Origin of the sequence: Microvirga thermotolerans (genome assembly GCF_009363855.1) — a bacterium.
GTDB classification, from domain to species: Bacteria; Pseudomonadota; Alphaproteobacteria; order Rhizobiales; family Beijerinckiaceae; genus Microvirga; species Microvirga thermotolerans.
This window is the reverse complement of the sequence record NZ_CP045423.1, coordinates 1,282,547-1,307,292: the sequence shown is the minus strand read 5'-3', so window position 1 is coordinate 1,307,292 and position 24,746 is coordinate 1,282,547. Positions and strand designations below refer to the sequence as shown.

Here is a 24,746-nt window from a genome sequence, read left to right as displayed (position 1 = left end):
CCGCCCCTCACCCGAAGGCCGGATCGCGGGCGACGGCGGCCGCGATCCGCACGGGCCGGCCGGGGCGCTGCCCTTCCAGCAGGACCCGCCTGTGGACGAGGTCGCCCGCCCGCACCTCGCCCCGGCGAGCAAGCCCGCGCACGAGGTCGCGAAGACCCGGCAGGATTCCCGGATGCCGGCGGCGCAGGCGCCCGAGCCGGCCCGCCCGCGGGCCGAGCGCCACGAACCGTTCGAGAACCCGGATCCATCCCTCCTCCGGCACGTCCCCGTCGTCGAGGCACAGGAGCCATTCGTGGCGCGCGACCCGCGCCCCCTCCCGCCAGGAAGCGCCATGCCCGGCGATCAGGGTCGCCCCGGCGGCGTCCGCCACCCGCTCGACGGCGCGGTCCGGGCTCTCCGACAGCACGACGGCATCGCCCACCAGGCCCGCCGCAACGGCGGGAACGAGGGCGCTCAGGGTGACGGCCAGGGCCTCGGGGCCCCGCCGCGCGCGGACGAGAACCGTGATCATGCGGGCACCCTATCCCCCTTCGCGGCCGGAGTCGCCACGAAGATGACTTGATCTCGTTCCATTTTTGTTCTTTGTTCCTAAAACGTTCTCATCGCCGGATTCGCTCGAGGCTGCCATGACCATCCGCTTCAGGGAAACACCCCGCGATCCCGTCCTGTCCCGGCCGGTCTCCCGCTCCCCCATCGAGGCCGCGGAAGCCGCACGGCGCCGGATGGAGGACCCGGCCTACCGGGTCGAGGGCGAGCGGCGGCGCGGGCGCGGCTCCGTGTCGAACCCGACGGGACGCTACGAGCCCGCCCGGCGCGAGGCCTTCGACGACGGCTGGGACCTCGAGGAGGAGCTTCCCCCGCTGCCGACCGAGGTGATCGTCGAGAAGCCGCGCACGATCATCACGCGAAACGATTCGCCCGACATCGGCTACGACCGCTCCATCAATCCCTATCGCGGCTGCGAGCACGGCTGCGCCTATTGCTTCGCGCGGCCGACCCACGCCTACCAGGGCCTGTCCTCCGGGCTCGACTTCGAGACCAAGATCTTCGCGAAGCCCGGTGCGCCGGACCTTCTGGAGAAGGAGCTGCGCGCCCCCTCCTACGAGCCGAAGGTGATCGCGCTCGGCTCGAACACCGATCCCTATCAGCCGGTGGAGCGCCGCTTCCGCATCACCCGCGGCATCCTGGAGGTGCTGGACCGGGCGAACCATCCGGTGGGGATCGTCACGAAGTCCGCCCTCGTGACCCGCGACATCGACATCCTGGCCCGCATGGCCGACCGGCAACTCGCCAAGGTGGCGATCTCGATCACGACCCTCGACCCGAAGCTCGCCCGCCGGATGGAGCCCCGCGCCGCCTCCCCCGCCAAGCGGCTGGAGACGGTGCGCAGGCTCTCGGAGGCGGGCATTCCGGTCGCCGTGCTGGTGGCGCCGATCATCCCGGCGATCAACGACCACGAGATCGAGGCGATCCTGAAGGCGGCGCACATGGCGGGCGCGCAGGAGGCGGGCTACGTGCTGCTGCGCCTGCCGCACGACCTCAAGGACCTCATGCGCGACTGGCTGGTGGAGCACTACCCGGACAAGCTCAACCACGTGTTCTCGCTCCTGCAGGAGGCGCGCGGCGGCAAGGACTACGACGCCCGGTGGGGCACGCGCCAGACCGGCATCGGCCCCTATGCCTGGATGATCGGCCGCCGGTTCGAGACCGCCGCCGAGCGGCTCGGCCTCAACAAGCGCGTCTGGAAGCTGCGCACGGACCTGTTCACCCCGCCGGCGAAGGATACGGGGCAGCTGTCGTTGTTCTGAAAGCAGCGCAGGCCTTCGGAAGGCATGGCACCGCAAGCAAGCGCAACGCGACATTCGACAGACTGTCAAAGAAACGACGTTCCCGCTTTGATGCCGTCATGACCGCAGCGATTCGCACATCCGAAGGTAAGGGCCTCGGCCTCGACCGCGAGCTTTCCGCCCGCGCCGCCGGCTTCCGCTGCATCGCGGGGCTCGACGAGGTGGGGCGCGGGCCGCTGGCGGGGCCCGTGGTCGCGGCGGCGGTGGTGCTCGATCTGGAGAACGTCCCGTCCGGACTCGCCGATTCGAAGGCGCTGACGGCGCAGAAGCGCGAGGCCCTCTTCGCCGAGATCCTCGCAACCGCGCAGGTGGGCGTCGCGTCAGTGTCGCACGCGGAGATCGACGCCATCAACATCCGCAGGGCCTCGCTCCAGGCCATGTGCCGGGCGCTCGCGGCGCTGCCCTGCACGCCCGACATGGCCCTCGTCGACGGCAACGACCCGCCCGACCTGCCCTGCTCCGTGGAGGCCATCGTGAAGGGCGATTCGCGGATCGCCTCCATCGCCGCCGCCTCCATCGTCGCCAAGGTGATCCGCGACAGGCTGATGGCCCGGCTCCACGGCAGCTACCCGGCCTACGGATTCGCGACGAACGCCGGCTACAGCACGAAGACGCATCTTTCGGTGCTCGCGAGCGAGGGCCCCTGCCCGTTCCACCGGATGAGTTTCGCGCCCCTGCGCCAAGGGTTACTCGACCTGTAACCGACCTTAATCGCCGTTAACGAAAAAACCCAATGAATTCAATACGTAGGCAGAAATTGCCGACCTGAAACGGGACGCCTTTTTTCGCGCTTGGAAACTTCGTCTTTACCCTGACGCCTCATGATCCGGATTGTCAGTTGCGTAACCGGTGATCACCCATGGGTACCTCGCGTACCGGGGCTGCCGGCGCCGCCACCCGGATTGATGTCTCGCGTACCGGGCGGCCTGCGCCGGCGCCTCGGATGGGGCGCAAAGCCTCCCTTTCCGTCCTGCCGACTCTTCCCATCGACCAGATCCTCGTCGGCGACTGCATCGCCAGCCTGGAGAAGCTCCCGCCCGAGAGCGTGGACGTGGTCTTCGCGGACCCGCCCTACAACCTGCAGCTCGAACAGGCGCTGACGCGTCCGGACCAGAGCCGCGTCGACGCGGTCGACGACGACTGGGACAAGTTCGCGAGCTTTTCCGAGTACGACGCCTTCACCCGCGCCTGGCTCGCCGGCGTGCGCCGCGTCATGAAGAAGAACGCGACGATCTGGGTGATCGGCTCCTACCACAACATCTTCCGGGTCGGCACCGCCCTGCAGGACCTGGATTTCTGGCTCCTCAACGACATCGTCTGGCGCAAGGCCAACCCGATGCCGAACTTCAAGGGCCGCCGCTTCACCAACGCGCACGAGACCATGATCTGGGCCTCCAAGAGCGCGGAGGCGAAGAGCTACACCTTCCATTACGACGCGCTGAAGGCCGGCAACGAGGACGTCCAGATGCGCTCGGACTGGTTCATCCCCCTCTGCACCGGCGAGGAGCGCCTCAAGGATGCGCGGGGCCGCAAGGTGCACCCGACCCAGAAGCCGGAGGCCCTGCTCGCCCGCGTGCTGCTCTCCTCCTCCAATCCCGGCGACGTGGTGCTCGACCCGTTCTTCGGCACCGGCACCACCGGCGCCGTGGCGAAGAAGCTCGGCCGCCACTTCATCGGCCTCGAGCGCGACCCGGTCTACGCGCAGGCGGCCCGGGCGCGAATCGACGCCGTCGAGCCCCTCTCCGACGTGGCCTTCGCCGCGCCGCCGGAGAAGCGCGCGGAGGCGCGGGTGCCGTTCCTCGCCCTGATCGAGGGCGGCTACGTGAAGGCCGGCGAGATTCTCGTGGACGAGCGCCGCCGCTACCGGGCGACGGTGCGCGCCGACGGCACCCTGGCGCTCGGCGCCATCGTGGGCTCGATCCACAAGATCGGCGCCCTCGTCCAGGGCCTGCCGGCCTGCAACGGCTGGACCTTCTGGAACGTGGAGCGCAACGGCGCGCTCGTCTCCATCGACGCGTTCCGCGCGAAGATCCGCGCCGAGCTGGCGGCGTAGCCGTTTCGCCCGACATCGGGACCGGATAGGATCCCCGGCCCCCGCCGGGGATTTTCATTTCAGAAGGCGCACCGATGAAGATCGCGGTCATCTCCGACATCCACGGCAACCTGCCCGCCCTCGAGGCCGTCCTCGCGGACCTGGAGAAGCGCCGCCCGGACCGGGTCGTCAATCTCGGCGACTGCGTTTCCGGCCCGCTCTGGCCGCGGGAAACCATGGAGCTCCTCGAAGGGCTCGACGCGATCACGATCCGCGGCAACCACGAGCGGCAGGTGGCATGCCTCGACGTGAGCGAGATGGGGCCGTCGGACTCCTTCGCCTACGAGAACCTCGCGCCCCGCCAGATCGAGCGGCTGCGCGACCTCCCCGCCACCGCCCTCGCCGCTCCGGGGCTTCTCGCCTGCCACGGCACGCCGCACGACGACAACACCTTCCTCATCGACGCGATCGAGTCGGGGCGCCTCGTCCGCGGACGCACGCACGACATCGAAAGGGCCCTGGGAGACGTCCCGGCGAGGATCGTCCTGTGCGGGCACAGCCACCGCCCGGACCTCGTGCGCCTGACGGGCGGCACCCTCGTCGTCAATCCGGGCAGCGTGGGCTGCCCGGCCGTGGAGGTCTCGAACGATCCTCCCATCGTGTCCGAATCCGGCACGCCGCACGCGCGCTACGCGGTGCTCGACCTGCTGCCGGACGGCGAAACCGACGTGCACTTCGTCGCCGTCTCCTACGACCACGGAAAGGCCGCGGCCCGCGCCGAGCGGAACGGGCGCCCCGAATGGGCCTTCGCCCTGCGGACGGGGCGGATGCCTTCGGCCGCTTGAGCGGAGGGGGGCGGCCCTCTTCACGGATGAAGACGGCCCACACGATCCTGGGGGACCGATCCCGGCCCCGCGATATCCGATGCTGGCGGACGAACGCGCCACCGGAGATGCGCCCCTAAAGCGGGTTGCGTTCCCATGGAATCGCACTCCGCTCCGAAGCTCTTGGTTTGCCGCATTTTCGGACGGACCCGGAGGGCCGCGTCAGCGAAAACCGGTTCCCACTTCTCCTGAAAATGCTCTATGCCGCCGCGCCAGAACGGCTTTAATCTCGTCTCATGGATACTGCTTCTCTCGACCCATCCCGGCACGCCCGGGCGGAACCGTCCTGGGACGACCTCAGGATCTTCCTGGCTGTGGTGGCTCATGGATCGATGAACGGCGCCGGGCGGGCGCTCGGGCAGAGCCAGCCCACCATCGCCCGCCGGGTCCGCGCCCTCGAGGAATGCCTCGGTGTGGACCTGTTCCAGCGCGGCCCCAACAGCCTCGTCCTCACCGAGGCCGGGCGGGCGGTGCTGGAGGCGGCCTCGCCCATGGCCGAAGCGGCGCGCGCCGTGCCGAAGCTCGCCGCCGCCTACCGTCCCGATCCGGCCGCCCCGGTGCGCCTCACCGCCACCATGTCGGTGACCATGTTCCTGTCGCACCACGCGGCGAGCCTCGCGCAGGCCACGGCTCCGGCGGAGATCGCCTACATTCCCATGCGCCGCAAGGCGGACCTCGCCGCGGCGGAGGCCGACATCGCCCTGCGCATGCGCCGGATGCCCGAGGAGGAGGACCTGATCGTCCGCCGGATCGGGCGCATCGCCTTCGCGATCTATGCCCGCACTCCCGACGTCTCCGCCGTGATCGTGCCGCCGGAGGACCCGAACCTGTCCCGGCAGGCCGCCTTCATCGTCCGCTATGCCGCCGGCCGTCCCATTGCGGCGCGGATCGGCGACGTGCCGATCCGCTACCAGGCCGCGAAGGCGGGCCTCGGCGCCGCCGTCCTGCCCTGCTGGCTGGGCGACGCCGATCCCGATCTCGTGCGGGTGGCGGACCCGACGGAGGAGATGGTCGAGGACATCTTCCTCGTCACCCACAGGCGGGGGCGCAACCGCGAGAGCGTCGCCAGGGTCTCGGCGGCCCTGGTCGACCTCTTCAGGCGCGAGCGCCACGCCCTCGCCGGAACCCGTCAGGACGCCTGAGGCCCTCGTCCCGGGCGTCCCTTGCGCGTTCCGTCCTTCTCTCCCTTGCCGAGGGGCGCGGCCCCGCCGAGGGCATGGGCGATCACCTTCTTCATGACGCCCGGCAGGGCCTCTCCGGAAAGCGCGCGGCGCGGCGTCCAGCGCATGTCGTCCGGCGCCGGCGTGTCCCGCGGGACCTTCGCGAAGAGCACGGTCAGCTCGAGGGGGAAGTGCGTGAACACGTGGCGCACCGTCCCCGGCAGGCGCTGCCACCGGGCCTCGATGGGCGCGTCCAGCACGGCCCGGGCGGGCTCGTATCCGGGCTCCCACGGGCTCGTGGGCGTCTCCGCCATGCCGCCCAGGAGACCCTGCGCCGGGCGGGTGCGCAGGAGGATGCTGTCGTCGGCGCGCAGCACCACGAAGGCGGCCCCGCGCCGGAGCTGTCCGGCCTCCCTCCTGAGCTTCTTCGGATAGGCCTCCTGCAGCCCCTCGGCGCGCGCCTTGCAGGGAACCATCCAGGGACAGAGGGCGCAGGCCGGGCGCTTCGGCGTGCAGATCGTGGCCCCCAGGTCCATGAGCGCCTGCGCGAAGTCCCCCGGCCGGCCGTCCGGGACGAGATCGAGGGTGAGGGTCCGGATCAGGGGCCTGGCCTTCGGCAGGGGCTCCTCGACGGAAAAGAGCCGGGAGACGACCCGCTCCACGTTGCCGTCCACCGCCGCGGCCCGCCGGCCGAAGGCGATGGCGGCGACCGCCGCCGCCGTGTAGGCGCCGATGCCCGGAAGCTTCAGGAGTTCGTCCTCGGTTTCGGGAAAACGGCCCCCGTGCCGCTCGACCACCGCCTTCGCGCAGGCATGGAGGTTGCGGGCGCGGGAGTAGTAGCCGAGCCCGGCCCAGGCCTGCATGACCGAATCGGCAGGCGCCTCCGCCAGGGCCGCGACGCTGGGAAAGCGCTTCAGGAACGCCTCGTAGAACGGCCTGACCGCCGTGACGGTGGTCTGCTGAAGCATGATCTCGGACAGCCACACCCGGTAGGGATCGGCCGCCTCTCCCGCACCGGCGCGCCACGGCAGGTCGCGCCGGTGCCGGTCGTACCAGGCGAGCAGGTCGGCAGGATCGGGCTTGGTGACGCGCGCGGCGGACGTTAACATGTGGCGTGGAATAACCGTCCTGACGGAATATTCCAACGCGCCTTTCGGATCGAAATCAACATGCGCCAGACGCGGCCCAGGCCCCGCCCCCTTGCCGAATTCCTCGACACGTGTCTCGGCCCGAGCCTCGCGGCGCAGGGCTTCGCCACTTCGGACGTGATCGTCGCCTGGCCCGAGATCGTCGGGGAGCGCCTGGCAGGCTTCTCGCAGCCGCTGAGGATCGAGTGGAAGCGCAGGGGCCCCCATGCGGACCCGGAGGCCCGCCCCGAACCGGCCACCCTGGTCGTGCGGGTGGAGAGCGCCTTCGCCCTGGAGATGCAGCATCTCGCCCCCGTCGTCATCGACCGGGTCAACACCTATTACGGCTGGCGCTGCATCGGAAAGCTCGTGCTCAAGCAGGGCCCCGTCCGGCGGACCGAGAAGGCCCGCCCGGTCCCGCGTCCCCTCACGGAGGCGGACCGGAAGCGGCTCAGCGCCGCGGTCGGCCCCATCGAGGACGAAACCCTGAAGGCGGCGCTCGACCGCCTCGGGCAGGCCATCGTCGGCTCGCGCACGAAAGCGTGACGGCCCGGACGCTTGCCAGAGGCCGCGTCTCACTCTACCGCAGGACGAAAATTCTCACGGAGCCTTTGCAGATGATCACCCGGCGTCAAACGCTTCAGCTTCTCGGCACCGCGGCGGCCGCGGCCTTCCTGGCGACGAGCCTGCCGGCCTTCGCGCAGAACGTCTCGGTCCAGGATCTCGCTGTGCAGGGTCCCCTCGGGGACGTCGCCCTCGGCCCGGCCGACGCGAAGGTCACGATCGTCGAATACGCCTCCCTGACCTGCTCCCACTGCGGGCATTTCCACAAGGAGACCTGGCCGGAGCTGAAGAAGCGCTACGTGGACACGGGCAAGGTGCGCTTCATCCTGCGCGAGTTCCCCCTCGACCCCCTCGCCACCGCCGGCTTCATGCTCGCCCGCTGCGACGGCAACGACAAGTACTACCCGATCACCGACCTGCTCTTCGAGCAGCAGAAGAACTGGGCCTTCGTGGACAAGCCCCTCGACGCCCTGCGGCAGATCATGAGGCAGGCCGGTTTTTCACAGGAGAAATTCGACGCTTGCTTGCGGGACCAGAAACTATATGACGCGGTAAACGCGGTGAAGAACCGGGCCATCGAGCAGTTCAAGGTGGACTCGACCCCGACCTTCTTCATCAATGGCCAGCGCCACCCGGGAAGCATGTCGATCGATGAGCTTGAGAAGATCATCAAGCCCTTGCTGGGAGCCTAAGCTCTCTGACCCCGCCCCCGCCGGGCGGGGCGGAAAGGCGCGTCGATGAAGCTGACGCGCCTTCGCATCGCCGGGTTCAAGACCTTCGTCGAGCCGACCGATTTCCTGATCGAGCCGGGCCTCACCGGCGTGGTCGGCCCGAACGGCTGCGGCAAGTCCAACCTGGTCGAGGCCCTGCGCTGGGTGATGGGAGAGAATTCCCACAAGAACATGCGCGCCTCGGGCATGGACGACGTCATCTTCTCCGGCTCGGGCAGCCGGCCGGCGCGCAACACCGCCGAGGTGATGCTCACCATCGACAACAGCGAGCGCACGGCCCCGGCCGCCTTCAACGACGCCGATCTTCTCGAAATCTCGCGCAAGATCGAGCGCGAGGAGGGCTCCACCTACCGGATCAACGGCAAAGAGGTGCGCGCCCGCGACGTGCAGATCCTCTTCGCGGACGCCGCCACCGGCGCCCGCTCCCCCGCCCTGGTGCGGCAGGGGCAGATCAGCGAGATCATCTCCGCCAAGCCCCAGGCCCGCCGCCGCATCCTCGAGGACGCGGCCGGCATCGCCGGGCTCCACGCCCGCCGCCACGAGGCGGAGCTGCGGCTGAAGGCGGCGGAGGACAACCTCCTGCGCGTCGAGGACGTGATCCGGGAGCTGGAGACGCAGGTCGACAGCCTCAAGCGCCAGGGCCGCCAGGCCTCCCGCTACAAGAATCTCTCCGCCGAGATCCGCCGCCTCGAGGCCCTGCTCTATGCGATCGGCTTCGCCGAGGCCCGCGAGCAGGCGGCGAGCGCCGAGAGGCAGGCGGCCGAGGACCTCAAGGCGGTCGCCGACCGCACGGAGGAGCAGACGAAGGCCGCCACGGCCCAGGCGGTCGCGGCCCATGCCATCCCGCCCCTGCGCGAGGCGGAGGCCAAGGCGGCCGCGGCCCTGCAGCGCCTGACCCATGCCCGCAGCGAGCTCGAATCCGAGGAGCGGCGCTCCAAGGAGCGCGTGACGGAGCTCGAGCGCCACATTGGCGACATCCACCGGGACCTCGCCCGCGAGACCGCCCAGCGGGGCGATGCGGAGGCGACCATCGCGCGGCTGCGCGAGGAGGAGGCCGAGATCGCCCTGACCACGGACGGCGCGGACGACGCCCGCACCGCCAGCGAGGAACGCCTCCAGGCCGCCGAGGCGGCGCTCGCCGAGGCGGAGGCGGCGCTCGGCGCCCTCCAGGCCCAGACCTCGGACCTCAACGCCCGCCGGGCGGCCCTGGAGCGGACGATCCGCGAGGAGATGGAACGGGCGGCCCGATTCGCCGCCGAGAAGGAGCGCATCGAGCGGGACATCGCCGCCCTCGCCGCGCCTCCGGAGGACGGCCCGTCCGTGGACGACCTGCGCGAGGAGGCCGCCCTCGCCGAGGAAGCGGCCCAGAACGCGGAGGAGGCGGTGATCGTCGCCCGCGAGGCCCTGGCCGCCGCCCGGGAGGGCGAGAACCGCCTGCGCCAGCCCCTGAACGAGGCGGAGCGCCGGGCCCAGCGCCTCGAGACCGAGGCCCGCACGCTCGCCAAGCTCGTCACCTCCGCGACCGGGGACCTCTGGCCCCCGGCCCTGGACCGGATCACCGTCCGGAAGGGTTACGAGACCGCCCTCGGCGCGGCGCTCGGCGACGACCTCGACGCCTCCACCAATCCCTCCGCGCCCGCCCACTGGGCCGATACGGGCCCGGGCGAGGCGGACCCGGCCCTTCCGGAAGGCGTCACGCCGCTCGCCGATCTCTGCGAGGCTCCCCCGCCCCTGCGGCGGCGCCTGCGGCAGATCGGCGTCGTCTCGAAGGAGGACGGCCTTCGCCTGCGCGGGCTGCTGAGGCCCGGGCAGCGCCTCGTCTCCCCGGAGGGCGACCTCTGGCGCTGGGACGGCTTCACCACCGCGGCGGAGGCCCCGTCCCCCGCCGCCCGCCGCCTCGCCGAGAAGAACCGCCTGGGCGACCTGGAGCGCGAGGCCGCGGCCGCCCGGGAGGAGTCCGAGCGCCTGCGCCACGAGGCCGAGGAGGCCCTGAGCGCCGTCCGCGCCGCCGCCGCCCACGAAATGCAGGCCATCGAGTCCGCCCGCCAGGCGCGGCAGGCCCTCGACGCCGCCCGCACCCGCCTCGCCCAGGCCGAGCGGCGGGAAGCGGAACTGGGTCAGCGCCGCTCGGCGCTCCAGGAGGCCCTCGTCCGCTTGTCCGCCAGCGAGAGCGAGGCTCGGGAACGGGTGAGCGACGCCCAGTCCGCCCTGGAGGATCTCGCCCCCGCGCCCGACCTCGAAAACCGGCTGCTGGAGGAGCGCACCCGGGTGGCCGAGCGCCGGGCCGCCGCCTCCGAGGCCCGGGCCGCCCTGCAGTCCCTCGTCCACGAAGCGGAGCTGCGCCGCCGCCGGCGGGAGGCCATCGCCGGCGACATCCGCCTGTGGACCGAGCGCGCCGCCCGCGCGGCACGGGCCCTGGAGGACCTGGGCGAGCGCCTGGAGCGGGCCCAGGAGGAGCACCAGCGCCTTCTGGAGGCGCCCGATACCTACCTGATGCGCCGCCGCTCCCTCATGGCCGAGATCGAGGAGGCCGAGGCGAGGCGCCAGGAGGCCGCCGACCGGCTGGCGGACGCCGAGACCCATCTCGCCGAGACGGACCGCGCCGCCCGCGCCGCCCTGGAGGCCCTCTCCGCCGCCCGCGAGGCGCGCGCCGGATCGCAGGCCCGCCACGAGGCGGCGATCCAGCGCCTCGCGGAGATCACCCGCGCCATCGCCGAGAACCTGGACACGACCCCGGCGGGGCTGATCGAGCTGGCCGGCCTCAAGGAAGGCGTCGAGCTGCCGAGCCAGAGCGAGATCGAGGCCAGGCTCCATTCCCTCAAGGCGGACCGGGAGCGCCTCGGCGCGGTGAACCTGCGCGCGGAGGAGGAGCTGGCCGAGCTCGAAACCAAGCACGGCTCCATCGCCGCGGAGCGGGACGACCTCGTCGAGGCGATCAAGCGCCTGCGCGGCGCCATCGGCAGCCTCAACCGGGAGGGCCGGGAACGCCTCCTCGCCGCCTTCGACGTGGTGAACGGCCATTTCCAGCGTCTGTTCACCACCCTGTTCGGCGGCGGCACCGCCGAGCTCACCCTGGTGGATTCGGACGACCCCCTGGAGGCGGGGCTGGAGATCCTCGCCCGCCCGCCGGGCAAGAAGCCGCAGAGCATGACCCTGCTCTCCGGCGGCGAGCAGGCCCTCACCGCCACCGCCCTGATCTTCGCCGTCTTCCTCACGAATCCCTCGCCGATCTGCGTCCTGGACGAGGTGGACGCGCCGCTCGACGACGCCAACGTGGAGCGCTACTGCGACCTGCTGGAGGAGATGGCGCGCTCCACCGAGACCCGCTTCGTGGTGATCACCCACAACCCGATCACCATGGCGCGCATGGACCGCCTCTTCGGCGTCACCATGGCCGAGCGGGGCGTCTCCCAGCTCGTCTCGGTCGATCTCCAGAGCGCCGAGCGCATCCTTGAGACGGCGTAAGGGTTTTGGCGCATCGTCATCATTCGGCCCAAGAATCGTGACCGATTCCGCGCGAAGCCTCCGCTCGGCGAAACATTTGCCTTATATTTCAAGAAGTTATATCTTTCCTGACGGTCCTTGACAGGGGGGACCCTCCCCCATATGTTTCGCGCGGCTTTCGGGGCCGGGATTCCAGACCTTTCCCGTACCGCTGACATGAGGAGAACGCCATGGCGGACCCTACCAAGCGGAACGGCGAGAACGGTCAGGAGCCGACCAGTTCCGACGATGCTAACCTGACAGCGAGACTGAAATCTCTCGATGCGCGGATCGATCAGGCATCCGCACAGCGAGCCAGGACAACAGGATCGCCGTCCCGGACGAAGTCCGATTCCAGCGCTCTCGGCCAGGCCTTCAGGCTTTCCGCCGAGTTCGTCTCGGGCGTGGCTGCGGGCGGGATCGTCGGGTGGATCGTCGATCACCTGTTCGGGGTCTCTCCCTGGGGGCTCATCGTCTGCCTCATCCTCGGCTTCTGCGCCGGGATGCTCAATCTTCTGAGAGCGGCGGGGGTCGTCAAAGGCGCCCGCTACGATGAGAAGCGGTGACCTATCCCACACCCCGGCCAGCAGGCGGCGACAGGCAACAGCGGTTTTAAGAGCGGATCATGGCAAGCCCGATCGAGCAATTCCAGATCAAGCCTATCATTCCTGCCATCAACTTCACCAATTCGTCGCTGTTCATGGTCGGCGCCGTCGCGGTCATCGTCGGCGGCCTGATGCTCGCCACCCGCAAGCGCGCCCTCGTTCCCGGCCGCGCCCAGTCGGTCGCGGAGGTGCTGCACGATTTCGTGGCCGGCACCCTGCGGGATGCGACGGGCGAAGAGGGGATGCGGTTCTTCCCGTTCGTCTTCTCGCTCTTCATGTTCGTGCTCACCGCAAACCTGCTGGGCATGATCCCCGGATTCTTCACGGTCACGAGCCACGTGATCGTCACCTTCTCGCTCGCCATCCTGGTCATCGGCACGGTGGTGGTCTACGGCTTCATGAAGCACGGCACCCACTTCCTCGGGCTTTTCGTGCCCTCGGGCGTGCCGGGCTGGCTCCTGCCGTTCATCGTCGTCATCGAGCTGATTTCCTTCCTTTCGCGGCCGATCTCCCTGTCCCTGCGTCTCTTCGCGAACATGCTCGCGGGACACATCGCGCTCAAGGTTTTCGCCGGCTTCGTCGTCGCGCTGCTCGGCGCGGGCGGTGCCCTGGCGATCCTCTCTCCGCTTCCGCTCCTCATGGCGGTCGCTCTCATGGCGCTCGAGTTCCTCGTCGCCGCACTGCAGGCCTACGTCTTTACGGTGTTGACCTGCATCTACCTCAACGACGCGCTGCACCCGGGCCACTAGGTCTGCGCTGCGTTAACCCTTCCTCCCGGTCAAACACCCCTTTAAGGAGATCACGATGGATCCGATTGCTTTCAAGTTCCTCGGGGCGGGCCTCGCCTGCATCGGCATGGGCCTCGCCGCCATGGGCGTCGGCAACATCTTCGGCAACTTCCTCTCGGGCGCCCTGCGCAACCCGTCGGCGGCCGACGGTCAGTTCGCCCGCGCCTTCATCGGCGCCGCGCTCGCGGAAGGTCTCGGCATCTTCTGCCTCGTCGTCGCCCTCGTCCTTCTGTTCACCTAACACCCTCACGGTGATCGGGAGGGCGAAGCGCTGAGCGCTTCGCTTCGACAAAGGTGACGGCGGGACCACCGCCGTCATTCATTGTTTTGAGGATGACGTAAAGTCCCATCAGGATCAGCTCCATGGCTCAGGCCCAGACGACCCATGCTGCAACGGAGGCGCACGGCGGCGCTCACGAAGACGTCGGCTTTCCGCCCTTCAAGACGGAAACCTACGGCGGCCAGATTCTCTGGCTGACCATCACCTTCGCCGCGCTCTACGTCCTGCTTTCCAAACTGGTTCTGCCGCGTCTCTCGGGCATCATCGAGCACCGCCGCACGACGATCGCGAGCGACCTCGACGAGGCGGCCGCCATGAAGTCCCGCGCGGAGGAGGCCGGCACCGCCTATGAGAAGGCGCTGTCGGAAGCCCGCGCCCGCGCCCAGGCCCTCGCCCAGGAGACCCGCGCCAAGGTGTCGGCCGAGACCGAGGCCAAGCGCAAGGAGCTCGAGGCGGACCTCGCCAAGCGCCTCGCCGAGGCCGAGGCGGTCATCGCCACGAAGAAGGCGGAGGCCATGGCCAATGTCCGCGGCATCGCGGTCGAGACCGCCAGCGCCATCGTCGAGCGCCTGACCGGCAAGGCCCCGCCCCCGCAGGCGGTGGAAGCCGCCATCGACCAAACCCAGGCTTGATCAGGAGATCCACATGCTGTCCAGCGCCGAATTCTGGGTCGCCGTCGCCTTCGTGATCTTCTGGGGCGTCCTCTTCTACTACGGGGTTCCCGGCAAGGTGATGAGCTCGCTCGATTCCCGCGGCAAGCGGATCGCCGACGAGCTCGCCGAGGCCAAGCGCCTGCGTCAGGACGCCGAGAAGCTCCTCAAGGAGTTCGAGGCCAAGCGCCAGGCCGCCGAGCGCGAGGCCGCCGACATCGTCTCCACCGCCAAGGAGGAGGCCGAGCGGATGGCCCGCGAGGCCCAGGAGAAGATGGCCGATTTCGTGAAGCGCCGCACCGCTTCCGCCGAGGCGAAGATCGCCCAGGCCGAGGCCCAGGCCTCCGCCGAGGTCCGCGCCGCGGCGGTCGACGCGGCCGTGAAGGCCTCCGAGCGCGTCCTGCGCGACGAGCTGTCCGGCCCGGTCGGCGCCTCGCTGGTGGAGAAGAGCCTGGGCGACGTCCGCGCCAAGCTCCAGTAAGGCTTCATCAAATCGACGTTTCGCGAAGGCCGCTTCCCGGGGCGGCCTTCGTCGTTTTCGAGGGGACTTCCATGCTGCTGATCTTCGACTGCGACGGGGTGCTGGTGGATTCCGAATCCCTCGCCTGCCGGATCGACGCCGAGATCCTGACCGGCCTCGGCTTCCCCTACACGCCGGAGCGGATCATGGCCGAGTTCGTCGGGGTTTCGCTCAAGGACATGGTGGCGCGGATCGAGGCGGCTCACGCATGCCGCCTGCCGGAGGATTTCGGGGAGCGCCTGAACCGCACCCTCTTCGCCCGCTTCGAGGAGGAGCTGCAGCCGATCCCCGGCGTGAAGGAGGCGATCCTCGCCCTCCCCCACCGCCGCTGCGTCGCCTCCTCCTCCACCCATGACCGGATCGCCCTGTCGCTGCGCGTCACCGGCCTTGCGGACCTCTTCGACAACGTGTTCAGCGCAACGGAGGTCGCCCGCGGCAAGCCGGCGCCGGACCTCTTCCTCCACGCGGCCGCGCGGCTCGGCGCAGGGCCGGGAGAGTGCCTGGTGATCGAGGATTCCCCTTCCGGCGTGCGTGCCGCCCGCGCAGCCGGAATGCCCGTGATCGGCTTCGTCGGCGGCGGCCATTGCGGACCGGCTCATGCGGACCGGCTGCGGGACGCCGGCGCTCCCGTCATCCTGGAGCGGATGGCGGACCTGCCCGAGATGGTACGAGAGCACGCCGCCCGGATCGCATAGGCTTCTCCCGCTTCCGGCCGCGGCGGTGCGAAGCCTCACGCAAAACGGCCGGGTTTCCCCGGCCGCTTCAAGGTGTCCGTCGTGCGTTGTCCGCCTACTCCGCCGCCTCGGCGACGGGTGCGGGCGGCGTCCACTTGAGCACCGGGTTGCGCGCGGCGCGGGTTTCGTCCAGGCGGCGCCGGGGGGCGTGGAAGGGCGCGCCGGTGAAGCGGGCCTTGTCGTTGCCCGTCTTCGCGGCCATGGCGAGGTCGCGCAGGGTCGCGATGAAGAGGTCCAGGGACGCCTTCGATTCGGACTCCGTCGGCTCGATCAGCATCGCCCCGTGCACCACCAGCGGGAAGTACATGGTCATGGGGTGATAGCCCTCGTCGATCATCGCCTTGGCGAAGTCGAGGGTGGTGACGCCCGTGTCCTTCAGCCAGGTGTCGTCGAACAGCACCTCGTGCATGCAGGGCTTGTCGCCGAAGGGCTGCGAGAACAGGTCCGACAGGGAGGCGCGGACGTAGTTGGCGTTGAGCACCGCGTCCTCGGAGGCCTGGCGCATGCCGTCCGCGCCGTGCGAGAGCATGTAGGACAGGGCGCGCACGTACATGCCCATCTGGCCGTGGAAGGCGGTCATGCGCCCGAAGGGCTTCTCCGCCGCGTCGGCCTCGTGCTCCACGAGGGTGAGCTCGCCGTCCTTGAGGGTGACGAACGGCACCGGCGCATAGGGCGCGAGCCGCGCGGAGAGCACCACCGGGCCGGAGCCCGGACCGCCGCCGCCGTGGGGCGTCGAGAAGGTCTTGTGCAGGTTGATGTGCATGGCGTCGACGCCGAGATCGCCCGGACGCGCCTTGCCGACGATGGCGTTGAAGTTCGCGCCGTCGCAATAGAAGTAGGCGCCGGCGTCGTGGATCGCCTTGGCGATCTCCGCCACCTGGTTCTCGAAGAGTCCGCAGGTGTTCGGGTTCGTGAGCATGATCGCGGCCACGTCCGGCCCGAGCAGCTTCTTCACGTCCTCCACATGCACCCAGCCGTCGTCGCGGGCCGGCACCGGCTTCACGACGAAGCCGATCAGCGCCGCGGTGGCGGGGTTGGTGCCATGCGCGGAATCCGGCACCAGCACGACGTTGCGGGTCTTGCCCTCGCCGCGCGCCTCGATGGCGGCCTTGATCGCCATCATGCCGCAGAGCTCCCCATGGGCCCCGGCCTTGGGAGAGAGGGCGACCGTCGTCATGTTGGTGAGCGTCACGAGGTAGCGGGCGAGCTCGTTCATGAGCTCGAGCGCGCCCTTCACCGTCGAGACCGGCTGGAGCGGGTGCACGTCCGCGAAGCCCGGCAGGCGCGCCATGCGCTCGTTGAGCCGCGGATTGTGCTTCATCGTGCAGGAGCCGAGCGGGAAGAGGCCCGTGTCGATGCCGTAGTTCATCTGGGACAGGCGCACGTAGTGGCGCATCGTCTCCGGCTCGGAGAGGCCGGGAAGGCCGATGGCGTCCTTGCGCTCCAGGCCGCCGAGGCGCGGCGTGAAGGCCTCCGGCTCGTCGAGGTCGACGCCCGTCGTGTCCGCGCGGCCGATCTCGAAGATCAGCGGCTCGATCTGCGCGAGCGCCTTGTTGCCCGTGAAGGTCGGATGCTCGTTGGTGCCGGCCTCGCCGGCGGAAGAGGGTCGTCCCTGGCGGTTCAACATCACAGAACCTCCTTCAAGGCGGCAGCGAGGGCCGCGCGATCGTCATCGGTGTTCACTTCGGTGGAGGCGACGAGCAGCAGGTCGTCGAGGCCGGCGCCCGGCATCAGCCGCGAGACCGGCACGCCGCCGAGCACGCCCTTCTCCGCCAAGCGCTCCACGACCTCCGCCGCGGGCTTCGAAAGCCGCACGGTGAACTCGTTGAAGAAGGTCCGGTTCAGGACCTCGACGCCCTTCACGCCGGCGAGCATGTCGGCGAGCTTCACCGCGTTGGCGTGGTTGATGCGCGCGAGCCGCGTCAGCCCGGCTTCGCCGAGCAGCGTCATGTGGATCGTGAAGGCGAGCGTGCACAGGCCCGAATTGGTGCAGATGTTCGACGTCGCCTTGTCGCGGCGGATGTGCTGCTCGCGGGTGGACAGCGTCAGCACGAAGCCGCGCTTGCCGTCCGCGTCCACCGTCTCGCCGCAGAGGCGGCCCGGCATCTGGCGGATGTACTTCGACTTCGCCGCGAAGAGGCCCACGTACGGCCCGCCGAAGTTCAGCGCGTTGCCGATGGACTGGCCCTCGCCCACCACGATGTCGGCGCCCTGGCTGCCGGGCGATTCAAGAAGGCCGAGCGACACGGCCTCCGTGAACACGGCGATGAGGAGCGCGCCGTGCCGGCGGGCCTTCTCGGCGATGGGCTTCAGGTCGCGCAGGTTGCCGAACACGTCCGGCGACTGCACGACGACGCAGGAGACGCTGTCGTCGATCCGGGAGAGGATGTCCTCGGTTCCCGAAACGTCGGGCGCGAGCGCCACGACCTCGTCGCTCGCCATGTGCGAGAGGGTCTTCACCACGTCGGCGTAGTGCGGATGCAGGCCGCCGGAGAGAACGGCCTTGCGGCGCTTGGTGACGCGGTGCGCCATCAGCACCGCCTCGCCGGTGCCGGTGGAGCCGTCGTACATGGAGGCATTCGCCACCTCCATGCCGGTGAGCGCCGCGACCTGGGTCTGGAACTCGAACAGGTACTGCAGCGTGCCCTGCGCGATCTCGGGCTGATACGGCGTGTAGCTCGTGAGGAACTCGGAGCGCTGGATCAGGTGGTCGACGGTCGCCGGCACATGGTGCTTGTAGGCGCCCGCCCCGACGAAGAAGGGGACGGACGAGGCCGGCACGTTCCTCGACGCCATGCGGGAGAGGATGCGCTCGACCTCCAGTTCGCCCTTGCGGCGCGGAAGATCCACGAGGTCCTTGAGGAGCTTGTCCTTGGGAATGTCGGCGAAGAGATCGTCGATCGACTGGACGCCGATGCGCGCGAGCATCTCGCGGCGGTCGGCATCGGAGAGGGGGAGATAGCGCATCAGATGGTCCTATGCGTTAGTGCGACGGAATGCCCGCCACCACCACCTCGGCGAGGATGGAGTTGGCGATGAAGCACTCCCGGTGGGCGAGGTGGTGGAGCTCGGCGATCTGCTCGGGCCTGGGCCGCTTCTCGCCCGAGAAGACGATCCTGGGATCCAGCGTCACCTTCGAGACGTAGAGCTTGCCCTTCCCGTTCTTCGTCATGACGCCGTGCGCCTCGTCCTCGTAGGAATCGACGACGAAGCGCTTCTTGGCGGCGAGCGAAAGGAAGGTGAGCATGTGGCAGCTCGAAACCGCCGCCACGAGCGCCTCCTCGGGGTCCACCGCGTTCTCCAGGGAATACGGCAGCGGCACCGAGGAGGGCGCGGACGAGGCCTGGACCGTGATGCCGCCGTCGAAGCTCCACCGGTGGCCGCGGCTGTAGCGGCTGTCCGTGAAGACGGCCCCGTCCCGGCTCCAGGAGACCTTTGCGGTGTATGCGTGCGTCACGGCCCGGCCCTTTCCGTCCGTCCTCAGGAGATCGACTTCACGAATTCCTGGTACTGCTCCTCGGTCATCAGGCCGTCGAGCTCGCCCGGGTTCGCGATGCGGATCTTCATGAACCAGCCGCGGCCGGCGGGGTCCTCGTTGACCGTGCCGGGGTTCTCCTCGAGGCTGGAATTGACCTCGAGCACCTCGCCGGAGACGGGGGCGTAGACCTCGCTCGCCGCCTTCACGCTCTCGACGACGGCGGCCTCGTCGCCCTTCGACAGGGACTTGCCGACGCTCGGCAGCTCGACGAACACCACGTCGCCGAGCTGCTGCTGGGCATAGTCGGAAATGCCGACGATGCCGGCATCGCCTTCGACGCGGATGTATTCGTGGTCCTTGGTGTAGCGCGTGGTCATCGATGATCCCCCTTGGATTGTCAGCGCTTGTAGCGGTGCGGTGCGAACGGCATGGCGGCGACCTTGGCCGGAACCGGCTTGCCGCGCACCATGAGGTGAAGGTCGGTTCCGACGGCCGAGACGTCCCGCGAGACGTAGCCCATGGCGACCGGGCCGTTGACGGTGGGGCCGAAGCCGCCGGAGGTCACGATCCCGACCTCGCGCCCGTCGGGCGTGGTGATGAGGGTGCCCTCCCGCGCGGGAGTCCGGCCCTCGGGCTTCAGCCCGACCCGGACGCGCGCCGCCCCGTCCCGGATCTCGCGCTGGATGCGGGCGGCGCCGGGGAAGCCCCCCTCCTCCCGGCGGCGCTTCTGGATGGACCAGAGCAGGCCCGCCTCGACGGGCGAGGTCGTGGCGTCGATGTCGTGGCCGTAAAGGCACAGGCCCGCTTCGAGGCGCAGCGAATCGCGGGCGCCGAGGCCGATGGGCTTCACCTCCGGATCCGCCAGGAGCCTGCGCCAGAGCGCGGCCGCATCCTCCGCCTTCACGGAAATCTCGAACCCGTCCTCCCCCGTGTAGCCGGAACGGGAGACGTGGCAGCGCAGGCCCGCGACGTCGAACCAGCCGGACATCATGAAGCTCAGGGAAGCGGCCGCGCTTCCCAGGCGCTGGAGCACGCCCTCGGCGGAGGGGCCCTGGAGGGCGAGGAGCGCCCGGTCGTCGCCGCGCACCAGGGAGACGCCCTGCGGCAGCCGGGCGCTCATGTGGGCATAGTCGGCCTCCTTCATGGAGGCGTTCACGACGAGATAGAGATACCCCTTCTCCTCCTCGCCGGCGGGACGGGTGACCATCAGGTCGTCCAGGATGCCGCCCTCCTCGGAGAGGAGCTGGGAGTAGCGCTGCTGGCCCGGCTTGAGGTTGAGGATGTCCGCCGGCACGAGCGCCTCGAGGGCCCGGGCGGTCGTCTCGTGGTCGGGGCCGGCAAGGGCCGCCTGGCCCATGTGGGAGACGTCGAAGAGGCCCGCGTGCTCGCGGGTCCAGTTGTGCTCGGTCAGGATGCCCGTGGGATACTGGACCGGCATGTCGTACCCGGCGAAGGGCACCATGCGGGCCCCGAGGGCGACATGCTCGGCATGGAGCGGGGTTTTCAGGAGCGGCTCGTCGGCGCGGGCAGGCTCGGCCATGGGACTTCCCTCAAAAGGCGCGCGTTTCACCGGGCCTTGCCGGCCCGTTCAGCGCCCCCTCTGTCCCGAGACCTGAGAGATTTCCCCGGGCGCCTGCGCGCCGGGTTACGCCCGTCGGTGGGCGACGTCTCGCGACGTCGCCGCTTTCCAGAGTGCCAGCTCCCGCGCGGTCCTTTGGCCTGAGCGTTTCCGGGGCGGTTGCGCCTTCGGCGCCGGACGTTCCGTCCGGTCTCTCCCGCGGGGATCAACGGCTGGTCCACCTCTGAAGAGGAAATCGGATCCTGTCAATAAAGCAGGCGGCCGCACAAGGATCCTCCCGCCTCGATTGACGGTCCACCCCCGACGCCCCATGTTAGGATCCAGCTTTCACAGAAGGGGAGAACGCGGCCCAACCGGTCGGCAGCTCCTGACGTCGTTGCTCGAACTGGTCATCGCTTTCGTCCTCATCGTCCTCAACGGCGTTTTCGCGCTCTCCGAACTGGCCATCGTCTCCGCCCGCCGGGCCCGTCTCAAGGCCTTCGCGGAGCAGGGCCGCGCCGGCGCCGCGACCGCCCTGGCGCTCATGGAGGATTCGGGGCGCTTCCTGTCCACGGTGCAGATCGGCATCACCCTGGTGGGCATCCTCGCCGGCGCCTTCTCCGGCGCGGCCCTCGGCAGCCGCCTCGCCGAGATCCTCGCCGCCAACGGCGTGCCGCCCGGCGCGGCCGAGCCCCTGGGCTACGGCATCGTGATCGGCCTCATCACCTATTTCTCCATCGTCGTCGGCGAACTCGTGCCCAAGCAGCTCGCCCTGCGGCACCCGGAGAGCATCGCCTGCTTCGTGGCGCCGATGATGATGCTGGTCTCCAGGATCGCGGCGCCCGCCGTCTGGCTTCTCAACGCCTCGACCCGCCTGATCTTCCGCCTCTTCGGCTCCAGCACGGACGGGGAGACGACGGTGACCGAGGAGGAGATCAAGATGCTCGTGGGCGAGGCGGAGAGCGCCGGCGTGATCGAGGAGGAGGAGCGCCGGATGATCGGCGGCGTGCTTCGCCTCGGGGACAGGCTCGCCCGCGCCATCATGACCCCCCGCACCGACGTGGACTGGATCGACCTGGAGGACGAGCCGGAGGAGATCCGCGAGCTCCTCATGACCACGCCGCATTCGCGCCTGCCGGTGAGCGAGGGGAACTCGGACAACATGATCGGCGTGGTCGAATCGCGGGAGCTGCTCGCGGCCATCCTCGCCGGCGAGGAGCTCGACGTGCGCAGGCACGTGAAGCCGGCCCCCGTGATCCCGGATACCCTGGATGCCCTCGACGCCCTGACGGTGCTGCGCGATTCCGCCGTGCCCATGGCCCTCGTCCACGACGAGTACGGCCATTTCGAAGGCGTGGTGACTCCCGCCGACGCCCTGGAGGCGATCGTCGGCGTGTTCCGCTCCGACGTGGAGACGCCCGAGCCCGACGCGGTCCGCCGGGACGACGGCTCCTGGCTTCTCTCGGGCTCCATGCCCGTGGACGAGATGGCCGAGATCCTCGCGATCCCCCTGCCCGAGAACCGGAGCTACCATACGGTCGGCGGCCTGGTGATCAGCGAGATCCAGCACCTGCCGACCACCGGAGAGCACGTGGACGCCTTCGGCTGGCGCTTCGAGGTGGTGGACCTGGACGGCCGCCGGATCGACAAGATCCTCGCCCATCCGCTCGGCCAGCGCGCCGGCGCCATCGCGCCGCCGCCCTGACGCGCCGACGAAGTCCCGGAAGCGGGACGCGCCTGTCGGCTGACGGTTTCGGAAAATTTCAGATGTGCCAGTCCGCCGCCGATGCTCCGTTCGCCTGGGAGAAGAGGCCATAGACGCCCTCCACCACCTCGATGTGGGCTTCCAGGCGTTCGGCGGGGCTCGATGCCTGCTGAAGGGCGAGATCGTGCTCGTAGAACAGCTGGTCGTAGGCATCGACCGGCGGCGGGTCCGCCGGCACCTGGGCCGTCCCGTCCTCGACGCCCGCGGAATAGTCGAGCCCGCCGTAATTGCCGTAGTACAGCCCGTTGTCGCCGAAGTGGAAATATTGCAGTTGCGGAAGCATGATGTCTCCTTGTCATTTCCCGGTCCTCGGGAAGGAACATGCTTTTGCCGCTCTGTGTCGAAAGCAGGGATGCTTGGCCGTAGAACCTTCTCGAACGGAAGGAACGGCCCGGTCCGGAACGGCCGCTCGCGCCCATGCGCCGGAGCGGACCGGCGGAGGCGGGAAACCGCGGCCCGTGCGAAAGCCATCTCATGGAAGAAAAGTAACCCAAGGGAAGATTCGACAGGGACGTCCGTAGCCTTCGGCCGCCGATAGGACTATATCCGCAACCGTCGGCGCGAATCCGCACGGGAGCCTGCCTTGGAAATCAAAATGACGAATCCGATCACCGTCCTGAGCGCCGAGCGGATGCTCACGCTCCCGGAGGTCGCGTCGGCGAGCGCGGAGCTGTGCCCCGCCATGGCCCGGGACGCCGAGCGCCACGGCCTGACCGTCGACGGCCCGTGGATCTTCGTGTCCCACGGCCTCCCGAAGGATTCCCGGACGGCATTCAGGATCGCCTTCTGTCTCCCCGTCTCGGTCGCCGCCCCCTATGACGGGGCGTACGCGGTGAAGACGCTGGAGCCGATGGTCTGCGCGTCCGGCCGCCACGAAGGCCCGCTTCCGACCCTGTTCTCCGACGGCTACGGGCCGCTGCTTCGCGCCATCGAGGATGCCGGACACGCCCTCTCGGGAGAGAGCCGCGAGATCTACCACCGCTGGCAGGGACCCGATTCGGCGGGCAACCGCATCGAGATCCAGTTCGGGCTCCGGTGACGTGCTCCCCGGCGCCCTCGCTTCACATGGAGCATGTGCCGGTCAGGGCTTGGTCGCCGAAACGAACAGGACCAGCGGGGCGTGATCCCTCCACCGCCGAAGCCAGGGATGCTTCGCGGAGACGGCTTCCTCCGGGCGCGGCTCGGCCATTCTGACGATCTGGAATCCTGCATCGGCGAGGGCATTCACGTAGTCGGACAGCGTTCGCGGAAAGCGGGGCACGCTGAACGGAGGCACCTCGTCGGGATTCGGCCGGTTGCTGAAGCGCCAGCGCTCGACGAACGGATCCCGGTCGAAATACCGGCCGACGCGCAGGCCGCCGTAGGATTCGTCCTCCTCGACCAGCCACTTGATCGCGGGAGTGACGAAGCAGGGATGCAGAACGCTGAAGCACAAAATGCCTCCCGGCTTCAGGACGCGCCAGGCCGCGCGCATGGCCGCGGGGAAATCGGGCCCGTCCATGAGGGCCATGGTCGAGAGCGCCACGTCGAAGCAGGCCTCGCCGAAGGTCTGAAGATCGGTGAAGGAGCCGCGCTCGTAGCGGATTCCGAGCGGATCCTCGTCCTCCCGAGCACGGGCGTGGGCGATCATCGCCCCGGAGAGGTCGATTCCGGTCATGCGAGCGCCGAGCCGGGCGAAGCGGCGGGTATTGGTACCCTCCCCGCAGCCGAGATCGATCACCTGCTTGCCGGCGATGGGCGGCATGAACTCCAGGAAAGCCGGAAACGTGTAAAGCTCCCGGTACAGGTCGAATCCGGCCCGGACGTCCCGCGCCCAGTGCCCGGCGTTCTCGTCCCACGCCCGCGCGACCGCCGCCTCGTCGAGATGATCGTCCGTCATGCCCGCCTCCCATCGGCCCGGAGCGAGGACTATCCTCCGGCGGAGGCCTTGTAGCAGAAATTCCGCCCGACCGAACCGCGGCACCTCTCATGGAACTCCCATGGAGGCGGCATGTGCCGGTCAGGGCCGGCGCGGCCGCGGACGCCTATTGCGACCGGCTCGGGTCGTCGGCCGCGTCGACATAGGTGATGGCGAACGGGCCTTCCGAGTCGATCTGCACGACGGCCTCCTGATCGGCGAACGCATAATGGTTCATCTTCGCGGGCAGGTTGACGAAGCCGCCGTCCCCGAGGGTTTGGGCCTTGGCCTCGTCGAGCCTGTCGCCCATTCCGCAGCGGAACGTGCCGGAAATGACGGTGACGCGCTCGTCGGTGGGATGGCTGTGAGCGGGAATCCTGTAGCCGGCCGGCATCTTCAGCCGGACGGTGAACGGGCCGGCCTTCGTCGGATCGCCGGACAGGACCGCCATCTGCGCGCCCTTGGGGAGCACGGGCGGGGCCGGCATCCAGTTCAGCTGGTCCGGTCGCAGGGGCTGTCCGGTATGGCTCGTCTGGGCCAGAAGGCCGCCTGCCGTCATGAACAGCGCGGACGCAATCAAGATGGGACGCATGGTGTCCCTCCCTTTCCGAGGTGAGACGGTTTCCGAGGTGGGGCGGTCCCG

The 24,746-nt window shown here is 69.5% G+C and carries 26 protein-coding genes and 1 riboswitch; of the genes, 16 read left to right on the top strand and 10 right to left on the bottom strand.

Going from position 1 to position 24,746, the window contains the following annotated elements:
• Nucleotides 1-7 precede the first annotated feature (7 nt).
• Nucleotides 8-511 carry a glycosyltransferase family 2 protein gene (locus tag GDR74_RS06100; RefSeq protein WP_152585474.1) on the bottom strand — a complete coding sequence of 168 codons (504 nt, stop codon included), beginning with the start codon at nucleotides 509-511 and terminating at the stop codon, nucleotides 8-10.
• A gap of 115 nt (nucleotides 512-626) precedes the next feature.
• On the opposite strand from GDR74_RS06100, the gene GDR74_RS06095 reads away from it, so the two are divergent.
• The 5 genes from GDR74_RS06095 to GDR74_RS06075 all read left to right on the top strand — a co-directional run bounded on the left by GDR74_RS06095 (nucleotide 627) and on the right by GDR74_RS06075 (nucleotide 5,905).
• Nucleotides 627-1,808: a PA0069 family radical SAM protein gene (locus tag GDR74_RS06095; protein ID WP_194164637.1), complete on the top strand. Its 1,182-nt coding sequence runs from the start codon at nucleotides 627-629 to the stop codon at nucleotides 1,806-1,808.
• A 98-nt stretch (nucleotides 1,809-1,906) separates the two neighbouring features.
• Nucleotides 1,907-2,548 (top strand): ribonuclease HII, encoded by a 642-nt coding sequence (locus tag GDR74_RS06090; RefSeq protein WP_152585473.1) that lies wholly within the window; start codon nucleotides 1,907-1,909, stop codon nucleotides 2,546-2,548.
• A gap of 158 nt (nucleotides 2,549-2,706) precedes the next feature.
• Nucleotides 2,707-3,900 carry a site-specific DNA-methyltransferase gene (locus GDR74_RS06085; RefSeq protein WP_152585472.1) on the top strand — a complete coding sequence of 398 codons (1,194 nt, stop codon included), beginning with the start codon at nucleotides 2,707-2,709 and terminating at the stop codon, nucleotides 3,898-3,900.
• Nucleotides 3,901-3,974: 74 nt separating this feature from the next.
• Nucleotides 3,975-4,724 (top strand): metallophosphoesterase family protein, encoded by a 750-nt coding sequence (locus GDR74_RS06080; RefSeq protein WP_152585471.1) that lies wholly within the window; start codon nucleotides 3,975-3,977, stop codon nucleotides 4,722-4,724.
• Nucleotides 4,725-4,999: 275 nt separating this feature from the next.
• Nucleotides 5,000-5,905, top strand: coding sequence for a LysR family transcriptional regulator (locus tag GDR74_RS06075; protein WP_152585470.1), 906 nt, complete (start codon nucleotides 5,000-5,002; stop codon nucleotides 5,903-5,905).
• On the opposite strand, the gene mutY is transcribed toward GDR74_RS06075, so the two are convergent.
• Entirely contained in the window at nucleotides 5,893-7,032 is a 1,140-nt protein-coding gene (gene mutY / locus GDR74_RS06070) for an A/G-specific adenine glycosylase (RefSeq protein WP_152585469.1), read from the bottom strand. The genes GDR74_RS06075 and mutY overlap by 13 nt on opposite strands.
• A 60-nt stretch (nucleotides 7,033-7,092) precedes the next feature.
• On the opposite strand from mutY, the gene GDR74_RS06065 reads away from it, so the two are divergent.
• The 9 genes from GDR74_RS06065 (at nucleotide 7,093) to GDR74_RS06025 (ending at nucleotide 15,366) form a co-directional block, all read left to right on the top strand.
• On the top strand, nucleotides 7,093-7,596 hold the full coding sequence (locus GDR74_RS06065) for a DUF721 domain-containing protein (protein WP_152585468.1): 504 nt from the start codon (nucleotides 7,093-7,095) through the stop codon (nucleotides 7,594-7,596).
• A gap of 71 nt (nucleotides 7,597-7,667) precedes the next feature.
• On the top strand, nucleotides 7,668-8,306 hold the full coding sequence (locus GDR74_RS06060) for a DsbA family protein (RefSeq protein ID WP_152585467.1): 639 nt from the start codon (nucleotides 7,668-7,670) through the stop codon (nucleotides 8,304-8,306).
• 45 nt (nucleotides 8,307-8,351) lie between these two features.
• Entirely contained in the window at nucleotides 8,352-11,810 is a 3,459-nt protein-coding gene (locus tag GDR74_RS06055) for a chromosome segregation SMC family protein (RefSeq protein ID WP_152585466.1), read from the top strand.
• Nucleotides 11,811-12,019: 209 nt separating this feature from the next.
• Nucleotides 12,020-12,394 carry an AtpZ/AtpI family protein gene (locus tag GDR74_RS06050; RefSeq protein WP_152585465.1) on the top strand — a complete coding sequence of 125 codons (375 nt, stop codon included), beginning with the start codon at nucleotides 12,020-12,022 and terminating at the stop codon, nucleotides 12,392-12,394.
• Between the two features lie 59 nt (nucleotides 12,395-12,453).
• On the top strand, nucleotides 12,454-13,182 hold the full coding sequence (locus GDR74_RS06045) for a F0F1 ATP synthase subunit A (RefSeq protein WP_152585464.1): 729 nt from the start codon (nucleotides 12,454-12,456) through the stop codon (nucleotides 13,180-13,182).
• 55 nt (nucleotides 13,183-13,237) lie between these two features.
• On the top strand, nucleotides 13,238-13,462 hold the full coding sequence (locus GDR74_RS06040; RefSeq protein ID WP_152585463.1) for a F0F1 ATP synthase subunit C: 225 nt from the start codon (nucleotides 13,238-13,240) through the stop codon (nucleotides 13,460-13,462).
• 122 nt (nucleotides 13,463-13,584) lie between these two features.
• Nucleotides 13,585-14,133, top strand: a complete 549-nt coding sequence (locus GDR74_RS06035) for a F0F1 ATP synthase subunit B family protein (protein WP_152585462.1) — start codon at nucleotides 13,585-13,587, stop codon at nucleotides 14,131-14,133.
• Nucleotides 14,134-14,149: 16 nt separating this feature from the next.
• Nucleotides 14,150-14,632 (top strand): F0F1 ATP synthase subunit B family protein, encoded by a 483-nt coding sequence (locus GDR74_RS06030; RefSeq protein ID WP_194164700.1) that lies wholly within the window; start codon nucleotides 14,150-14,152, stop codon nucleotides 14,630-14,632.
• A gap of 71 nt (nucleotides 14,633-14,703) precedes the next feature.
• Nucleotides 14,704-15,366 (top strand): HAD family hydrolase, encoded by a 663-nt coding sequence (locus tag GDR74_RS06025; RefSeq protein ID WP_152585460.1) that lies wholly within the window; start codon nucleotides 14,704-14,706, stop codon nucleotides 15,364-15,366.
• A gap of 94 nt (nucleotides 15,367-15,460) precedes the next feature.
• Here the strand turns inward: GDR74_RS06025 and gcvPB are convergent, their stop codons facing one another.
• From gcvPB to gcvT, 5 genes are read right to left on the bottom strand one after another with little or no spacing between them, the layout of a single operon-like run.
• Nucleotides 15,461-17,032, bottom strand: a complete 1,572-nt coding sequence (gcvPB, locus tag GDR74_RS06020; protein WP_194164636.1) for an aminomethyl-transferring glycine dehydrogenase subunit GcvPB — start codon at nucleotides 17,030-17,032, stop codon at nucleotides 15,461-15,463.
• Nucleotides 17,032-18,372 (bottom strand): aminomethyl-transferring glycine dehydrogenase subunit GcvPA, encoded by a 1,341-nt coding sequence (gene gcvPA / locus GDR74_RS06015; protein ID WP_152585458.1) that lies wholly within the window; start codon nucleotides 18,370-18,372, stop codon nucleotides 17,032-17,034. Before gcvPA ends, gcvPB begins: the two co-directional genes overlap by 1 nt.
• 16 nt (nucleotides 18,373-18,388) lie before the next feature.
• On the bottom strand, nucleotides 18,389-18,862 hold the full coding sequence (locus tag GDR74_RS06010; RefSeq protein ID WP_152585457.1) for an OsmC family protein: 474 nt from the start codon (nucleotides 18,860-18,862) through the stop codon (nucleotides 18,389-18,391).
• Nucleotides 18,863-18,885: 23 nt separating this feature from the next.
• On the bottom strand, nucleotides 18,886-19,260 hold the full coding sequence (gene gcvH / locus GDR74_RS06005) for a glycine cleavage system protein GcvH (RefSeq protein ID WP_152585456.1): 375 nt from the start codon (nucleotides 19,258-19,260) through the stop codon (nucleotides 18,886-18,888).
• A 20-nt stretch (nucleotides 19,261-19,280) separates the two neighbouring features.
• Nucleotides 19,281-20,423: a glycine cleavage system aminomethyltransferase GcvT gene (gene gcvT, locus GDR74_RS06000; protein ID WP_152585455.1), complete on the bottom strand. Its 1,143-nt coding sequence runs from the start codon at nucleotides 20,421-20,423 to the stop codon at nucleotides 19,281-19,283.
• A gap of 157 nt (nucleotides 20,424-20,580) precedes the next feature.
• Nucleotides 20,581-20,671, bottom strand: a riboswitch (glycine riboswitch).
• A gap of 167 nt (nucleotides 20,672-20,838) precedes the next feature.
• On the opposite strand from gcvT, the gene GDR74_RS05995 reads away from it, so the two are divergent.
• On the top strand, nucleotides 20,839-22,146 hold the full coding sequence (locus GDR74_RS05995; protein ID WP_194164635.1) for a hemolysin family protein: 1,308 nt from the start codon (nucleotides 20,839-20,841) through the stop codon (nucleotides 22,144-22,146).
• A gap of 58 nt (nucleotides 22,147-22,204) precedes the next feature.
• On the opposite strand, the gene GDR74_RS05990 is transcribed toward GDR74_RS05995, so the two are convergent.
• Entirely contained in the window at nucleotides 22,205-22,489 is a 285-nt protein-coding gene (locus tag GDR74_RS05990) for a hypothetical protein (RefSeq protein ID WP_152585453.1), read from the bottom strand.
• Between the two features lie 312 nt (nucleotides 22,490-22,801).
• Here GDR74_RS05990 and GDR74_RS05985 point away from each other — a divergent pair, with 312 nt between their 5' ends.
• Nucleotides 22,802-23,245 carry a GyrI-like domain-containing protein gene (locus GDR74_RS05985; RefSeq protein WP_210251033.1) on the top strand — a complete coding sequence of 148 codons (444 nt, stop codon included), beginning with the start codon at nucleotides 22,802-22,804 and terminating at the stop codon, nucleotides 23,243-23,245.
• Between the two features lie 42 nt (nucleotides 23,246-23,287).
• On the opposite strand, the gene GDR74_RS05980 is transcribed toward GDR74_RS05985, so the two are convergent.
• Nucleotides 23,288-24,085 carry a class I SAM-dependent methyltransferase gene (locus GDR74_RS05980; protein WP_152585451.1) on the bottom strand — a complete coding sequence of 266 codons (798 nt, stop codon included), beginning with the start codon at nucleotides 24,083-24,085 and terminating at the stop codon, nucleotides 23,288-23,290.
• A 145-nt stretch (nucleotides 24,086-24,230) separates the two neighbouring features.
• Nucleotides 24,231-24,695: a cupin domain-containing protein gene (locus GDR74_RS05975; protein WP_210251032.1), complete on the bottom strand. Its 465-nt coding sequence runs from the start codon at nucleotides 24,693-24,695 to the stop codon at nucleotides 24,231-24,233.
• Nucleotides 24,696-24,746 lie beyond the last annotated feature (51 nt).

Coding starts and splice junctions, on each gene's coding strand:
- GDR74_RS06100 (WP_152585474.1), bottom strand. CDS start 511: ATGATCACGGTTCTCGTCCGCGCGCGGCGGGGCCCCGAGGCCCTGGCC.
- GDR74_RS06095 (WP_194164637.1), top strand. CDS start 627: ATGACCATCCGCTTCAGGGAAACACCCCGCGATCCCGTCCTGTCCCGG.
- GDR74_RS06090 (WP_152585473.1), top strand. CDS start 1,907: ATGACCGCAGCGATTCGCACATCCGAAGGTAAGGGCCTCGGCCTCGAC.
- GDR74_RS06085 (WP_152585472.1), top strand. CDS start 2,707: ATGGGTACCTCGCGTACCGGGGCTGCCGGCGCCGCCACCCGGATTGAT.
- GDR74_RS06080 (WP_152585471.1), top strand. CDS start 3,975: ATGAAGATCGCGGTCATCTCCGACATCCACGGCAACCTGCCCGCCCTC.
- GDR74_RS06075 (WP_152585470.1), top strand. CDS start 5,000: ATGGATACTGCTTCTCTCGACCCATCCCGGCACGCCCGGGCGGAACCG.
- mutY (WP_152585469.1), bottom strand. CDS start 7,032: ATGTTAACGTCCGCCGCGCGCGTCACCAAGCCCGATCCTGCCGACCTG.
- GDR74_RS06065 (WP_152585468.1), top strand. CDS start 7,093: ATGCGCCAGACGCGGCCCAGGCCCCGCCCCCTTGCCGAATTCCTCGAC.
- GDR74_RS06060 (WP_152585467.1), top strand. CDS start 7,668: ATGATCACCCGGCGTCAAACGCTTCAGCTTCTCGGCACCGCGGCGGCC.
- GDR74_RS06055 (WP_152585466.1), top strand. CDS start 8,352: ATGAAGCTGACGCGCCTTCGCATCGCCGGGTTCAAGACCTTCGTCGAG.
- GDR74_RS06050 (WP_152585465.1), top strand. CDS start 12,020: ATGGCGGACCCTACCAAGCGGAACGGCGAGAACGGTCAGGAGCCGACC.
- GDR74_RS06045 (WP_152585464.1), top strand. CDS start 12,454: ATGGCAAGCCCGATCGAGCAATTCCAGATCAAGCCTATCATTCCTGCC.
- GDR74_RS06040 (WP_152585463.1), top strand. CDS start 13,238: ATGGATCCGATTGCTTTCAAGTTCCTCGGGGCGGGCCTCGCCTGCATC.
- GDR74_RS06035 (WP_152585462.1), top strand. CDS start 13,585: ATGGCTCAGGCCCAGACGACCCATGCTGCAACGGAGGCGCACGGCGGC.
- GDR74_RS06025 (WP_152585460.1), top strand. CDS start 14,704: ATGCTGCTGATCTTCGACTGCGACGGGGTGCTGGTGGATTCCGAATCC.
- gcvPB (WP_194164636.1), bottom strand. CDS start 17,032: ATGTTGAACCGCCAGGGACGACCCTCTTCCGCCGGCGAGGCCGGCACC.
- gcvPA (WP_152585458.1), bottom strand. CDS start 18,372: ATGCGCTATCTCCCCCTCTCCGATGCCGACCGCCGCGAGATGCTCGCG.
- gcvH (WP_152585456.1), bottom strand. CDS start 19,260: ATGACCACGCGCTACACCAAGGACCACGAATACATCCGCGTCGAAGGC.
- gcvT (WP_152585455.1), bottom strand. CDS start 20,423: ATGGCCGAGCCTGCCCGCGCCGACGAGCCGCTCCTGAAAACCCCGCTC.
- GDR74_RS05990 (WP_152585453.1), bottom strand. CDS start 22,489: ATGCTTCCGCAACTGCAATATTTCCACTTCGGCGACAACGGGCTGTAC.
- GDR74_RS05985 (WP_210251033.1), top strand. CDS start 22,802: ATGACGAATCCGATCACCGTCCTGAGCGCCGAGCGGATGCTCACGCTC.
- GDR74_RS05980 (WP_152585451.1), bottom strand. CDS start 24,085: ATGACGGACGATCATCTCGACGAGGCGGCGGTCGCGCGGGCGTGGGAC.
- GDR74_RS05975 (WP_210251032.1), bottom strand. CDS start 24,695: ATGCGTCCCATCTTGATTGCGTCCGCGCTGTTCATGACGGCAGGCGGC.